General features: G+C 73.4%; 14 protein-coding genes. 6 read left to right on the forward strand and 8 right to left on the reverse strand.

Annotation, left to right across the window (positions count from 1 at the left end; genetic code table 11):
* Positions 1–8 precede the first annotated feature (8 nt).
* Together ACIA6C_RS00915 and ACIA6C_RS00920 are read right to left on the reverse strand one after the other, a co-directional pair.
* On the reverse strand, positions 9–353 hold the full coding sequence (locus tag ACIA6C_RS00915) for a chorismate mutase (RefSeq protein ID WP_361136029.1): 345 nt from the start codon (positions 351–353) through the stop codon (positions 9–11).
* Between the two features lie 265 nt (positions 354–618).
* A complete protein-coding gene (locus ACIA6C_RS00920; protein WP_399271980.1) occupies positions 619–1401 on the reverse strand; it encodes a serine protease in 783 nt (260 codons plus the stop codon).
* A gap of 153 nt (positions 1402–1554) precedes the next feature.
* Between ACIA6C_RS00920 and ACIA6C_RS00925 the strand changes: the two genes are divergently transcribed.
* Positions 1555–2445 (forward strand): hypothetical protein, encoded by an 891-nt coding sequence (locus ACIA6C_RS00925; RefSeq protein ID WP_399271982.1) that lies wholly within the window; start codon positions 1555–1557, stop codon positions 2443–2445.
* 423 nt (positions 2446–2868) lie between these two features.
* Here ACIA6C_RS00925 and ACIA6C_RS00930 read toward each other — a convergent pair whose 3' ends face one another.
* Both ACIA6C_RS00930 and ACIA6C_RS00935 read right to left on the reverse strand, forming a co-directional pair.
* Positions 2869–3780 (reverse strand): SDR family oxidoreductase, encoded by a 912-nt coding sequence (locus ACIA6C_RS00930; RefSeq protein ID WP_399271984.1) that lies wholly within the window; start codon positions 3778–3780, stop codon positions 2869–2871.
* 1 nt (position 3781) lies between these two features.
* Positions 3782–4546 carry an SDR family oxidoreductase gene (locus tag ACIA6C_RS00935; RefSeq protein ID WP_399271986.1) on the reverse strand — a complete coding sequence of 255 codons (765 nt, stop codon included), beginning with the start codon at positions 4544–4546 and terminating at the stop codon, positions 3782–3784.
* 56 nt (positions 4547–4602) lie between these two features.
* Here ACIA6C_RS00935 and ACIA6C_RS00940 point away from each other — a divergent pair, with 56 nt between their 5' ends.
* Genes ACIA6C_RS00940 through ACIA6C_RS00960 form a run of 5 tightly spaced genes read left to right on the forward strand, consistent with a single transcriptional unit; the run spans position 4603 to position 8981 of the window.
* Positions 4603–5352, forward strand: a complete 750-nt coding sequence (locus ACIA6C_RS00940; protein WP_399271988.1) for an enoyl-CoA hydratase family protein — start codon at positions 4603–4605, stop codon at positions 5350–5352.
* Entirely contained in the window at positions 5349–6203 is an 855-nt protein-coding gene (locus ACIA6C_RS00945; protein WP_399271990.1) for a CoA transferase subunit A, read from the forward strand. The genes ACIA6C_RS00940 and ACIA6C_RS00945 overlap by 4 nt, the downstream gene beginning before the upstream one ends.
* A complete protein-coding gene (locus ACIA6C_RS00950; RefSeq protein ID WP_361136009.1) occupies positions 6200–6931 on the forward strand; it encodes a CoA-transferase in 732 nt (243 codons plus the stop codon). Before ACIA6C_RS00945 ends, ACIA6C_RS00950 begins: the two co-directional genes overlap by 4 nt.
* A 4-nt stretch (positions 6932–6935) precedes the next feature.
* Positions 6936–8003, forward strand: coding sequence for an NAD(P)H-dependent flavin oxidoreductase (locus ACIA6C_RS00955; RefSeq protein ID WP_399271992.1), 1068 nt, complete (start codon positions 6936–6938; stop codon positions 8001–8003).
* A gap of 48 nt (positions 8004–8051) precedes the next feature.
* The gene (locus tag ACIA6C_RS00960; RefSeq protein WP_399271994.1) at positions 8052–8981 is read left to right on the forward strand and encodes a tyrosine-protein phosphatase; all 930 of its coding nucleotides are present in this window, start codon (positions 8052–8054) and stop codon (positions 8979–8981) included.
* A 66-nt stretch (positions 8982–9047) separates the two neighbouring features.
* Here the strand turns inward: ACIA6C_RS00960 and ACIA6C_RS00965 are convergent, their stop codons facing one another.
* From ACIA6C_RS00965 to ACIA6C_RS00980, 4 genes are all read right to left on the reverse strand, one after another.
* Entirely contained in the window at positions 9048–10706 is a 1659-nt protein-coding gene (locus tag ACIA6C_RS00965) for a DEAD/DEAH box helicase (protein WP_399271996.1), read from the reverse strand.
* Positions 10707–10807: 101 nt separating this feature from the next.
* Positions 10808–11011: a cold-shock protein gene (locus ACIA6C_RS00970; RefSeq protein WP_008743912.1), complete on the reverse strand. Its 204-nt coding sequence runs from the start codon at positions 11009–11011 to the stop codon at positions 10808–10810.
* A 197-nt stretch (positions 11012–11208) separates the two neighbouring features.
* Positions 11209–12366, reverse strand: a complete 1158-nt coding sequence (locus tag ACIA6C_RS00975) for an acetyl-CoA C-acetyltransferase (RefSeq protein WP_399271998.1) — start codon at positions 12364–12366, stop codon at positions 11209–11211.
* 20 nt (positions 12367–12386) lie between these two features.
* Positions 12387–13001: a TetR/AcrR family transcriptional regulator gene (locus ACIA6C_RS00980; protein WP_361135994.1), complete on the reverse strand. Its 615-nt coding sequence runs from the start codon at positions 12999–13001 to the stop codon at positions 12387–12389.
* Positions 13002–13020 lie beyond the last annotated feature (19 nt).

Genomic DNA, 13020 nt, shown 5'->3' on the forward strand with positions numbered 1-13020 from the left:
CCAGGGGTCTACTCTTCGCCCGCAGCGATCGTCTCGTGGTGGCGGATGACCTCGGCGATGATGAAGTTGAGGAGTTTCTCCGCGAAGGCCGGGTCGAGTTTCGCGTTCTCGGCGAGCTGGCGCAGGCGGGCGATCTGGCGGGCCTCGCGGCTCGGGTCCGCGGGGGGCAGCTGGTGGCGGGCCTTGAGGTGGCCGACCTGCTGGGTGCACTTGAAGCGCTCGGCGAGCATGTGGACCACGGCCGCGTCGATGTTGTCGATGCTGTCCCTGAGGCGGGCCAGTTCGGCGGTGACGTCCTCGCCGGTCGCCGCGCCGGCGGTGACGTCGGGCTCGTCGGGGTAGCTGGTGTTCATGGTCCCCGAGAATACGTGGCGCGGAAGGCCTGCGGCCTGGTCGGCCGGACAGTGAGACGACCCGGGAGGGGCGGCCGGGCAGCGGCGGGCCGGGCGTCGTGACGGTCCGGGTACGGGCGGTGACCGGGTGCCCGTGTCGGCGGCGACGGTACGGCGGGCGGTTGCGGCGCGGGCGGTCACGGCATGGGGGGGCGGTCGGTCACGGTGCGGGCGGGTCGCCCCAGCCTTCCGGGCCCGGGGGCCGTGGAGGCCGGGGCGGGGGTGGTCAGAGGCCGGCGGCCGCGGCCCTGATGTCGGCGGCGAAGGTGGAGACCTCCGAGTAGACGCCGGGGTAGCCGGGCCGGGCGCAGCCCTCGCCCCAGCTGACTATGCCGACCTGGATCCATGCGTTGGTGTCGTCGCGGCGGAACATCGGGCCGCCGGAGTCGCCCTGGCAGGTGTCGACGCCGCCCTGGTCGTAGCCGGCGCAGATCTCGTCGCCGGGCACGAGGTCGCTGCCGTACGCGCTCTGGCAGGCGGCGTCGGAGACGAAGGGGACGGTGGCCTTGAGCAGGTACCGCTGCTGGCCGCCGCCTTCGCGGGCCGCGCCCCAGCCGGCGATGGTGAAGGTGCCGTTGTCGTAGGCCTTCGTGTCGGCGATCTTGAGGGTGGGCAGGTCGATGAGCTTGGCGAGCTTGATGAGCGCCCAGTCCTTGCCGGAGCCGTTGTAGCCGGGGGCCTGGAGGACCTTGGTGGACTTGACCTTGATGGCGCTGGAGCTGTTGAGGTCGACGACCCCGGCGGTGGCGGTGATGGAGGTGTTGTTGCCGGAGCCGTTCACGCAGTGGGCCGCGGTGAGGACGATCTGCCGGGTGTAGAGGGCGCCGCCGCAGCCCATGGAGAGGCGGACCATGAACGGGAACTCGCCCTGTGCGGCCCGCGTTCCACCGACGACGGGGGCCGGTGAGGCGGTGGCGGAGCCAGGCTGGAGGCTGACGGCCGCGAGGGCGACGGCGCCGACGGCCAGGGCGCGCTTGAGGAGGGTGGCAAGGGTGGACACAGTCGACACACTGCCTTTCGTGGGGGGTTGGGCCGTACGCGTCACGGGTGATGACGCGTTCATGACACCCCGTCATGACACAACGCCGACGCCCGGGCAACAAGAAGGCGTTTTCGGACAACGTCCGCGAGGTGCTGCCGTGATTGCGGCCAGGAGGGCGCCATGACGCAGAACGGCAGGCACAACAGCCCCGTCGCGCACGGATTCCCCCATCTGGATACGGTGCGCAAGGCGATCACGGCGCTGTTCCGGCGCCTCTCCTACGAGGGGATCCTCGCGTACGGGGCGAGCCTCGCCCCCGCCGAGGCGGCCTTCGCCGACGACGAAGACCTCTACCTCGGGGCGCACCGCGTGGCCTCCGCCGTGGTGCGCGCCCTTCGGCTGCCCGACGCCCGGATGGTGGTCGCCTTCCGGGCGATGACGGAGGCGGCCTCCGTCGAGCTGACGGCCGGACCCGAGTACTTCGTCGAGGTGAACGAGCGCTTTCGCACCCATCGCCGCGACCTGGCGGCCGCCCTCGCCCACGAGGCCGCCCACGTCCTGCTGCACCGCCTGGACCTGGCCTTCCCCACCACCGCCGAGAACGAGATCCTCACCGACACCGCGGCCGCCTACCTCGGGGCGGGCTGGCTGCTGCTCGACGCCTACCGCGAGGACGCCCTCACCCACCAGAAGCTCGGCTACCTCACCCCCGAGGAGTTCGGCTATGTCCTCGCCAAGCGCGGCCGCCTGCTCGGCGAGGACCTGTCCACCTGGTTCACCAGTCCCCAGGCCTACGAGGCCTACGTGCGCGGCCGCGCGCTCGCCGACCGGGACCACCGCCTGCCCCCGCTGGCGGCCGCTCCCTGGGCGGAGCGCCGCCGTTACGCCCACCGTCGCCGGACCGGGGGGGCCGCGCCGGGGGCCGCCTACCGCTTCGAGGGCCGGGGCGGCGCCCTGCGGGTCGACTTCCCCTGCCCGGTCTGTGCCCAGCGGCTCCGGCTCCCGGCCGGGCGCGGCCGGCTCACCGCGCGGTGCGGACTGTGCCGCACGGAGCTCGATGTCGACACCTGAGCGGGCGAGGGCCGGTACGGCCGGGCCGGGCCGTCAGGAGGGAGGATGCGGCCTCGAACCGCACCAGCCGGCCGCGAAGGTGCGGGGGGGGTCTCGTACAGGTGAATCGACGTCATCACAGCGTCGCGGACGGGAAGTCGGGCCCGGGATGGTTCAGCGCGCGTGCGGAGCGGGTAGTCATACCGCAACGCACGCGCGAAGCCTCCGGACCCGACCCCTCGCCAGGGGGCCGGGCCCGGGGCGCGTCCACCGCCCCGGCCCCGCGAGAGGCCCGGGGAGCCGCCCCGGCCCTGCGAGAGGCCCGGGGAGCCGGCGCTCCCGGCCCCCGCATCCCCGGCCCCGAATCCCCCGCCCTGACGCGCCGGCCCCCTGCCGGCCGGTCCGCCCACCGGGAGCACCCGGCGGCCCCGACTCCCGGGGCCGCTACTGCCCCGCCCCGTAGACCGCGCCCGGCGCCCGGGACCGCGCCAGGAGCTTCGCCGCCGCCTCGCCCGCCTCCGCCGGGGTCCAGCGCGCGGCGCGCTCGGCCGTCGGGCCGGGCCGCCAGCCCTCCATCACGGTGATCCGGCCGCCCTCCGCCTCGAAGACGCGCCCCGTCACCCCCTCCGAGGCTCCCGAGCCCAGCCACACCACCAGCGGCGACACGTTCTCCGGGGCCATCGCGTCGAAGCCGCCCTCGCCGGGCGCCGCCATGGCATCGGCGAAGGTCCGTTCCGTCATCCGGGTCCGCGCGGCCGGCGCGATCGCGTTGACCTGGACCCCGTAGCGGCCCATCTCCGCCGCCGCGACCAGGGTCAGCGCCAGGATCCCCGCCTTGGCGGCGCTGTAGTTCCCCTGGCCGACCGAGCCCAGCAGCCCCGCGCCCGAGGAGGTGTTGACCACCCGCGCCGCGACCGCCCGTCCCGCCTTCGCCTCGGCCCGCCAGTGCGCCGCCGCGTGCTTGAGCGGCAGGAAGTGGCCTTTCAGGTGGACCCGGACCACCGCGTCCCAGTCGTCCTCGTCCAGGTTCACCAGCATCCGGTCGCGCAGGAACCCGGCGTTGTTGACCAGCGTGTCCAGGCGGCCGAACGCCTCGAGTGCGCACTCGACCAGGGACGCCGCGCCCTCGCCCGTGGCGATGTCCCCGCCGTGCGCGACGGCCCGTCCTCCCGCCGCCTCGATCTCCGCCGCCACTCGGGCGGCCGGGCTGTCGGGGCCGGGGAGCCCGTCGAGTCCCACGCCGAGGTCGTTGACGACGACCCGAGCCCCTTCCTGCGCGAAGGCCAGCGCGTGGGCGCGGCCCAGCCCCCGGCCCGCGCCCGTCACGATGACCACGCGTCCTTCGGCAAGCCCCATCTCAGTCCTCCTTGTTGACAGTTGCCGCGTCGAGAAAGGCGGGCCGCTCCCCGCCTCCGTGCACCAGCAGGCTCGCCCCGCTCACGTACGCCGCCCGGTCGGAGGCCAGGAACACCGCCGCCGCCCCGATGTCGGAGGGTTCCGCCAGCCGCCCGAGCGGAACGGTCGCGGCGACCGCCCGGACGCCCGCCTCGTCCCCGTAGTGCAGGTGGGCGAGCTCGGTCCGCACCATGCCGGGGACCAGCGAGTTGACCCGTACCTCGGGCGCCCATTCGACGGCCATGGAGCGGGCCAGGTTCTCCAGCCCCGCCTTCGCCGCCCCGTAGGCGGCCGTGCCCGGCGAGGGCCGGGTACCGCTGACGCTGCCGATCATCACGACCGACCCGCGGGACTCGCGCAGCCACGGGTAGGCGGTGAGCGAAGCCGTCATGGGGCCGAGGAGGTTCAGCTCGACGACCCGGGCGTGGCGCTGCGCCTCCCCCTCCCCCAGCAGCCGGTACGGGGTTCCGCCCGCGTTGTTGACCAGGCAGTCCAGGCGCCCGTACCGCTGGGCGACCGCCTCGAACAGCTCCTGGACGGCGGCGGGTTCGCGCAGGTCGACGGCGGTGAAGACGGCCTGCCGACCGTCCTCCCCGACCGGCTGCCGCGGTGGCCGGCGCGCGCAGACGACCACCTGCGCGCCCGCCGCGAGGAACGAACGCGCGATGCCCGCGCCGACGCCCCGGGTTCCGCCGGTGACGACGACCACCCTCCCCTTGAGCTCCATCGGCTGCTACCTTCCTCACCTAACAAATGTTTGGTGGAAAGGTAGCTGATCCGCCCATGGGTGTCTCCACCTCCAGCCCCGACAAGGGCATCGCACTGGTCACCGTCGACTTCCCGCCGGTCAACGCCCTCCCCGTGAGCGGCTGGTACGAGCTCGCCGACGGCCTGCGCGCGGCCGGCCGCGACCCCGCCGTCCGCTGCGTCGTCCTCGCCGCCGAAGGCCGCGGCTTCAACGCCGGCGTCGACATCAAGGAGATGCAGCGCGACAGCGGCCACGGCTCCCTCATCGGCGCGAACCGCGGCTGCTACGAGGCCTTCGCCGCCGTCTACGAGTGCGAGGTGCCGGTGGTGGCCGCCGTGCACGGCTTCTGCCTGGGCGGCGGGATCGGCCTGGCCGGGAACGCGGACGCGATCGTCGCCTCCGACGACGCCACTTTCGGCCTGCCCGAGCTGGACCGGGGGGCGCTCGGCGCCGCCACCCATCTGGCCCGCCTGGTCCCCCAGCACCTGATGCGGGCCCTGTACTACACCTCCCGCGCCGCGACCGCGGCCGAACTGCACGCCCACGGCTCGGTGTGGAAGGTGGTCCCGCGCGCGGAGGTCCGCGGCGCCGCTCTGGAGCTGGCGGCGGAGATCGCCCGCAAGGACGGCTACTTGATCCGGCTGGCCAAGGCGGCCATCAACGGCATCGACCCCGTCGACGTGCGGCGCAGCTACCGCTTCGAGCAGGGGTTCACCTTCGAGGCCAATCTCAGCGGGGTCGCCGACCGGGTCCGCGACTCCTTCGGGAAGGAGCGGGACGCATGACCGACAAGTCGATGACCCCCGAGGACGTGGTGGGGCGGCTGCGCAGCGGGATGACGATCGGCATCGGCGGCTGGGGCTCGCGGCGCAAGCCCATGGCGCTGGTGCGGGCACTGCTCCGCTCCGGGATCACCGGTCTCACCGTCGTCTCGTACGGCGGCCCGGACGTCGGGCTGCTGGCCGCGGCCGGGCGGATCCGGCGGCTCGTGGCCCCCTTCGCCACGCTCGACTCGATCCCGCTGGAGCCGCACTTCCGGGCCGCCCGCGAGGGCGGTGCGTTCGCGCTGACCGAGCTGGACGAGGCGATGTTCATGTGGGGCCTGCACGCCGCGGCGAACCGGCTGCCGTTCCTGCCCGTGCGCGCCGGCCTCGGCTCCGACGTGATGCGCGTCAACCCCGAGCTGCGGACCGTCACCTCCCCGTACGCCGACGGCGAGGAGTTCGTCGCCGTCCCCGCCCTGCGCATGGACGCCGCCCTGGTCCACCTGGACCGCGCCGACCGTTCGGGCAACGCCCAGTACCTGGGTCCCGACCCGTACTTCGACGACCTGTTCTGCGAGGCGGCCGACGCGGCGTACGTCTCCTGCGAGCGGCTCGTGGAGAGCGCCGACCTCGCGAAGTCGGGGCCCCCGCAGTCGCTGCTCGTCAGCCGACACAGCGTCACCGGCGTCGTGGAGGCCCCGAGCGGGGCGCACTTCACCTCCTGCGTACCCGACTACGGCCGCGACGAGCCCTTCCAGAAGCTGTACGCGTCCACCCCCTGGCCCGAGTTCGCGGCCCGCTTCCTGTCGGGGCCGGACGAGTCCGCCTACCAGTCGGCCGTCCAGGCCTGGCACGAGGAGCAGCAGCGGTGACCAGTGAGCCGACCCGCGCCGAGTACTGCGTGATCGCCTGCGCCGAGGCCTGGCGCGGTGACGGTGAGGTCCTCGCCAGCCCCATGGGCCTCGTGCCTTCCGTCGGCGCGCGCCTCGCGAAGCGGACCTTCAGCCCCGACCTGCTCCTCACCGACGGCGAGGCGATGCTCGTCGGCCTCGACGGCACGGTCGAGGGCTGGCTCCCGTACCGCCGCCACCTCGCCATGGTCACCGGCGGCAAGCGGCACGTGATGATGGGCGCCGGCCAGATCGACCGGTACGGCAACCAGAACATCTCCTGCATCGGGGACTGGGAGCGGCCCGCCCGCCAGCTCCTGGGGGTGCGCGGCGCGCCCGTCAACACCCTGAACAATCCGGTCAGCTACTGGATCCCGCGGCACTCGGCGCGGGTCTTCGTGGAGCGCGTCGACATGGTCAGCGGCGTCGGCCACGACCGGGCCGAGGCGGCCGGGGTGACGCGTTTCCACCGTCTGCCCCGCGTCGTCAGCGATCTCGGCGTCTTCGACTTCCAGACCCCCGACCGCTCGATGCGCCTGGCCTCCCTCCACCCCGGGGTCACCGTCGACCAGGTCCGGGACGCCACCGGTTTCGCGCTGGCGGTGCCGGACGACGTCCCGTACACGCGGGAGCCGAGCGCCGAGGAGCTGCGCCTGATCCGCGAGGTGATCGATCCCGCGGGCCTGCGCGACCGGGAAGTGCGGGTCTGAGGCGATGGATACGGCATTGACCGCGCTGGTCGGGGTCCGGTACCCGATCGTGCAGACCGGGATGGGGTGGGTGGCCGGCCCCCGGCTGGTGTCGGCGGCGGCGAACGCGGGCGCGCTGGGGATCCTGGCGTCGGCGACGATGACGCTGGAGCAGCTGCGGGCGGCGGTCCGCGAGGTGAAGTCCCGTACGGACGCGCCGTTCGGGGTCAATCTGCGCGCGGACGCCGGTGACGCCGCCGAGCGGGCGCGGCTGATCATCGACGAGGGGGTGCGGGTCGCGTCCTTCGCACTCGCGCCGTCCCGGGAGCTGATCGTCCGGCTCAAGGACGCGGGGGTGGTCGTCATCCCCTCGGTCGGGGCCCGTCGGCACGCGGAGAAGGTCGCGGCGTGGGGGGCGGACGCGGTGATCGTGCAGGGCGGCGAGGGAGGCGGGCACACCGGCGAGGTGGCCACGACCGTGCTGCTGCCGCAGGTGGTCGACGCCGTGGACGTCCCGGTGGTCGCGGCGGGCGGCTTCCACGACGGCCGGGGCCTGGTCGCGGCCCTCGCGTACGGGGCGGCGGGCATCGCGATGGGCACCCGCTTCCTGCTCACCTCCGATTCCACCGTCCCCGACGCCGTCAAGGCCGAGTACCTCAAGGCGAGCGTCAAGGACGTCACCGTCACCACGGCCGTCGACGGGCTGCCGCACCGGATGCTGCGCAGCGAGCTGGTCGATGCGCTGGAGCGGGCCGGCCGCGCCCGGGCGCTGGCCCGGGCGGTGCGGCACGCGGCCGGATTCCGCAAGCTGTCGGGGCTGTCGTGGTCGCGGATGCTGCGGGACGGGCTGGCGATGAAGCACGGCAAGGACCTGTCCTGGAGCCAGGTCCTGCTCGCCGCGAACACCCCGATGCTCCTCAAGGCGTCCATGGTCGAGGGCCGCACGGACCTCGGCGTCATGGCGTCCGGGCAGGTCGCGGGGGTGATCGAGGACCTCCCCTCCTGCGCGGAACTCGTCGGCCGGGTCATGGCCGAGGCACAGGCCGTACTCGTACGACTGCACGCGTCCGCAGCCCTGCCCCCTCCAGGGTGACCCCCCACCAGGGTCTCCGCCTTCCTCCTCCTTCAGGGAGCCGCCCAGATGAGTCGTGTCCGTATCCGCCGGGTGACGGCGGTGCTCGCCGCCGCCCTCGCCGTCACCACGGCGTGCGCCCTCACCACCGCGTCCGCCGCTCCGCAGGTGCCCGTCCGCGCCGCGCAGCACCGGACGGCGGCCGAAACGATCCGTCAGATACCCCTCCAGGGCGCGGTCGACTTCCGTGACCTCGGCGGCTACCGCACCTACACCGGCGGCCGGGTCCGCCAGGGGCTGGTCTACCGCTCCGACGCGCTCAACAAGCTCACCGCCGCGGACCTCACCACCGTCTCCGGCCTCGGCCTCACCAAGGCCGTCGACTTCCGCATCCCGCTGGAGGTCCGGTACGACGGCGCCGACCGGCTGCCCGCGGGGCTCACCCCCACCTCGCGCCCGGTGAGCGACCTCGGCCTGTACGCGACCCTGCTCACCGCCATCTCCAGCGGCGACCCCGCCGAACAGGAGCGGATGCTCGGCGGCGGCCGCGCCGAGGCCTACATGCGCGACATCTACCGCACCTTCGTGACCAGCCCCGAGAACCGGGCGCAGTTCGCGACGACGCTGCGGGAGATCGCGGACGGAAGCGGACCGCTGCTGTACCACTGCACGTCCGGCAAGGACCGGACGGGATGGGTGAGTTACGTGCTGCTGCGCGCGCTCGGCGTCCCCGAGACCGGCGCCGGGCAGGACTACCTGGCCTCGAACACCTTCCGGGCGGCCTACGACGCGCAGGTGCGGGCGGCCCTCAAGCAGTCGGGCCGGATGCAGGACCCGGACCTGCTGATCCCGCTCCAGGAGGTCCGGCAGGACTACCTGGACGCCGCGACCGCCCGGATGGAGGCGGACTACGGCGGCTTCTACGGCTACCTCACCGACGGCCTCGGCCTGGACCTGCGGACCCTGGCGAAGCTGCAGGCGAGGCTGGTCCGGTCGTAGGAACGACTACGCCGGGCGGCGCGCACACTGCGCGCCGCCCGGCGTAGCGGGGTACTTCCGCCCGGGTCAGGCCGACCGGCGCCGGCCCTGGCCCGCGCCACCGACGCGGCTGCGCGCCGAAGCCGCCGCCGCACCGCCGGAGGCGCCGCCGCCACCGGTCCGCCGGCCGCGCTCGCCCGAGCCGGAGCCCTGACCGGCCGCCTGGCCACGGCGGGCCTGGCCCGTACCGGCGGCGGGGGCCTGCCCGGCTCCGGCCCCACCGGAGCGGCGGCCGCGGCCGCCACCGGCGGACGCAGCGGCGCCCGCGGCGGAACCCGTGCGCGGCCCGCCCGAGCGGCGGCCCGAGCCGGAGCGCGCCTTGGGCTGCGCGGGCTGCGGCACCTCCAGCACCACGGGGACGCCGGACGGCGTCTTGGCGCCGGTCAGGCGGGACAGTTCCTCGTCGGAGGACTTGATCTGCGCCGTGCGCGGGGAGATCCCGGCGTCCGACATCAGGCGGGTCATGTCGCGCTTCTGGTCGGGCAGGACCAGGGTGACGACGCTGCCGGACTCACCGGCGCGGGCGGTACGGCCGCCGCGGTGCAGGTAGTCCTTGTGGTCGGTGGGCGGGTCCACGTTGACGACGAGGTCCAGGTCGTCGATGTGGATGCCGCGCGCGGCCACGTTGGTGGCGACGAGCGCGGTGACCTCGCCCGTCTTGAACCAGTCCAGGGTCCGGTTGCGCTGCGGCTGGGAGCGGCCGCCGTGCAGGCCGGAGGCGCGGACGCCGTCGGCCAGCAGCTTCTTGACCATGCGGTCGACACCCCGCTTGGTGTCCACGAACATGATCACCCGGCCGTCGCGGGCGGCTATGCGCGTCGCCACGGCCTTCTTGTCGGTTTCGTCCATGACGTACAGGACGTGGTGTTCCATCGTGGTGACGGCGCCGGCCGACGGGTCGACGGAGTGGCCGACCGGATCGGTCAGGAACATCTTGACGAGCTTGTCGATGTTCTTGTCCAGCGTCGCGGAGAACAGCATGGTCTGGCCGTCGGGGCGGACCTGCTTGAGCAGCGCGGTCACCTGCGGCATGAAGCCCATGTCGGTCATCTGGTCGGCCTCGTCGAGGACCGTGATCGCGACATCGTCGAGGATCGCGTCGCCCCGCTCGATGAGGTCCTTGAGCCGGCCGGGGGTGGCGACGAGCACCTCGGCGCCGCGCCGCAGGGCGCCGGACTGCCGGTTGATCGACATGCCGCCGACGACGGTGGCGATGCGCAGGTTGACGGCGGTGGCGTACGGCGCCAGCGCGTCGGTGACCTGCTGCGCCAGCTCACGGGTCGGTACGAGGACCAGCGCGAGCGGCGCCTTGGGCTGCGCGCGGCGGCCGGCGGTGCGGGCGAGCAGCGCCAGGCCGAAGGCCAGCGTCTTGCCCGAGCCGGTGCGGCCCCGGCCGAGCAGGTCGCGTCCGGCGAGGGAGTTCGGCAGGGTCGCGGCCTGGATCGGGAAGGGTTCGGTGACGCCCTGGGCGGCGAGGGTCTTCAGCAGCGCCTCAGGCATGTCCATGTCCTCGAACGCGGCGACCGGCGGCAGCGCCGGCGTCAGCGGTTCGGGCATGGTGAATTCTTGGGGCCTGGCGGCGGGGGCGGACTTCTGCCGTCCCGCACCAGCCTTCGGACGTCCCTGGGCCGCTCCTCGGCCCCGGGCGGGACGGCGGCTGGGGCGTGCGGAGCTGGAGCTGGTCATGCGAGAAAGCCCTCCTGAAACCGGCAGGTAAAACAAAGGTCGAAACAGCAGACAAGCCGGGGCCCGCACCTCGCGGTGCGGACCCCGGCATGCTGAGAAAATTAGGCGGGGAGGATGTTCTCCGCCTGGGGGCCCTTCTGGCCCTGGGTGACGTCGAAGGACACGCGCTGGCCCTCGGTGAGCTCACGGAAGCCCTGGGTGGCGATGTTCGAGTAGTGGGCGAAGACGTCCGGGCCGCCACCGTCCTGCTCGATGAAGCCGAAGCCCTTTTCCGAGTTGAACCACTTCACGGTGCCAAGTGCCATTTTGAATCTCCTGAATAGGCGGCAAGGGCCCCATCCGGAGATCCCGGTAAAAAACAAAAGCGCCTGTCGGAGCATTCCCGTCAGGCGCACATAAGTTTCATGGGTACCACAACTGCAACGCGTCCAAAGCTAGCACACGGGGGCCGGGGACGGTCAACACCATGATGTGAGCCGTGTCCCCGGCGTCCCGGGCGCCCCTACAGGCGCTCGATGACGGTGACGTTGGCCTGGCCGCCGCCCTCGCACATGGTCTGGAGGCCGTAGCGGCCGCCGGTGCGCTCCAGCTCGTGCAGGAGGGTGGTCATGAGCCGCACGCCCGTCGCCCCGAGCGGATGGCCGAGGGCGATGGCGCCCCCGTTGACGTTGACCCGGCCGGGGTCGGCCCCCGTCTCCTTGAGCCAGGCGAGGACCACGGGGGCGAACGCCTCGTTGATCTCCACCAGGTCGATGTCGTCCAGTGACAGCCCGGTCTTCCCCAGCGCGTACGCGGTCGCGGGGATCGGCGCGGACAGCATGCGGATGGGGTCCTCACCCCGCGCCGACAGGTGGTGGATGCGGGCCCGCGGGCGCAGCCCGTGTTCGGATACCGCCCGCTCGGAGGCGAGCAGCATCGCGGCGGCGCCGTCGGAGACCTGGGAGGAGACGGCCGCGGTGATGGTGCCGCCCTCCACGACGGGCCTGAGGGCCGCCATCTTCTCCGAGGTGGTGTCGCGGCGCGGCCCCTCGTCGGCGCTCACGTCGCCGTAGGCGACGATCTCCCGGTCGAAGCGGCCCTCGTCCGCGGCGCGCACGGCCCGCTGGTGGGAGCGGAGGGCGAACTCCTCCATGTCGCGGCGTGAGATGCCCCATTCGGCGGCGATGAGCTCGGCGCCGTGGAACTGGTTGACCGGGGCGTCCCCGTACCGCGCGCGCCAGCCCGCCGAGCCGGCGAAGGGGCCCTCGGTGAGGCCGAGCGGTTCCGCCGCCTGCCGGGAGGCGAAGGCGATCGGGATCATCGACATGTTCTGCGTGCCGCCCGCGACGACCAGGTCCTGGGTTCCGGAGAGCACTCCCTGGGCCGCGAAGTGCACCGCCTGCTGCGAGGAGCCGCACTGCCGGTCGACGGTGACTCCGGGGACCTCCTCGGGCAGGCCTGCCGCGAGCCACGCCGTCCGGGCGATGTCGCCCGCCTGGGGGCCGACCGTGTCGAGGCAGCCGAAGACCACGTCCTCGACCGCCGCCGGGTCCACCCCGGACCGTTCCATCAGGGCCCGCAGGACGTGCGCGCCGAGGTCGGCGGGGTGGACGGCCGACAGGCCTCCCCCGCGCCGCCCCACGGGCGTGCGTACCGCGTCGACTATGTAGGCCTCGGGCATCGGGACTCCTCGGGGTCGGGTCAGGTTCGCAGGGCGATCCCGTCCAGCACCATCGACAGGTACTGGCGGGCGATCTCCTCGGGGCTGTGCTGTCCGCCGGGCCGGTACCAGGAGGCCGCGACCCACACCGTGTCGCGCACGAAGCGGTAGGTCAGGCGGATGTCCAGGTCGGCGCGGAAGACCCCGTCGGCGACCCCGCGCTCCAGCGTGCCCAGCCAGGCCTCCTCGAACTTGCGCTGGGAGTCGGACAGGTAGTGGAAGCGGGGCTGCGCCGAGAGGTGGCGGGACTCCTTCTGGTAGATCGCGACGGCGGCGCGGTGCCGGTCGATCTCGCGGAAGGATTCGGTGACGAGGGCCTCGATGGTCTCCCGGGGCCCGAGGCCGGCGGCGAGGACGGTGTCGTAGCCCTGCCACAGCTCGTTCAGGAACGCCGAGAGGATCTCGTCCACCATCGATTCCTTGGAATCGAAGTGGTAGTAGAGGCTGCCGGCGAGCATCCCGGCGGCGTCGGCGATCTTGCGGACGGTGGTGGCGTTGTAGCCCTGCGCGGCGAAGACCTCCGCGGCGGTGTCGAGGAGTTCACGGCGCCGCTCGGGCGATGCGGTCACCTGGGTCTTCTTCTTGTTCGTTGGCACGCGCCCATTGTCGGTCCAG

Origin of the sequence: Streptomyces sp. NPDC051578, assembly GCF_044454045.1 — a bacterium.
In the GTDB taxonomy this organism is placed as follows: Bacteria; Actinomycetota; Actinomycetes; order Streptomycetales; family Streptomycetaceae; genus Streptomyces.

Bases quoted from the DNA above. Each gene is read 5' to 3' on its own strand.
- ACIA6C_RS00925 (WP_399271982.1), top strand. From the start codon at position 1,555: ATGACGCAGAACGGCAGGCACAACAGCCCCGTCGCGCACGGATTCCCC.
- ACIA6C_RS00955 (WP_399271992.1), top strand. From the start codon at position 6,936: ATGGATACGGCATTGACCGCGCTGGTCGGGGTCCGGTACCCGATCGTG.
- ACIA6C_RS00960 (WP_399271994.1), top strand. From the start codon at position 8,052: ATGAGTCGTGTCCGTATCCGCCGGGTGACGGCGGTGCTCGCCGCCGCC.
- ACIA6C_RS00975 (WP_399271998.1), bottom strand. From the start codon at position 12,366: ATGCCCGAGGCCTACATAGTCGACGCGGTACGCACGCCCGTGGGGCGG.
- ACIA6C_RS00940 (WP_399271988.1), top strand. From the start codon at position 4,603: ATGGGTGTCTCCACCTCCAGCCCCGACAAGGGCATCGCACTGGTCACC.
- ACIA6C_RS00915 (WP_361136029.1), bottom strand. From the start codon at position 353: ATGAACACCAGCTACCCCGACGAGCCCGACGTCACCGCCGGCGCGGCG.
- ACIA6C_RS00970 (WP_008743912.1), bottom strand. From the start codon at position 11,011: ATGGCACTTGGCACCGTGAAGTGGTTCAACTCGGAAAAGGGCTTCGGC.
- ACIA6C_RS00935 (WP_399271986.1), bottom strand. From the start codon at position 4,546: ATGGAGCTCAAGGGGAGGGTGGTCGTCGTCACCGGCGGAACCCGGGGC.
- ACIA6C_RS00965 (WP_399271996.1), bottom strand. From the start codon at position 10,706: ATGACCAGCTCCAGCTCCGCACGCCCCAGCCGCCGTCCCGCCCGGGGC.
- ACIA6C_RS00930 (WP_399271984.1), bottom strand. From the start codon at position 3,780: ATGGGGCTTGCCGAAGGACGCGTGGTCATCGTGACGGGCGCGGGCCGG.
- ACIA6C_RS00945 (WP_399271990.1), top strand. From the start codon at position 5,349: ATGACCGACAAGTCGATGACCCCCGAGGACGTGGTGGGGCGGCTGCGC.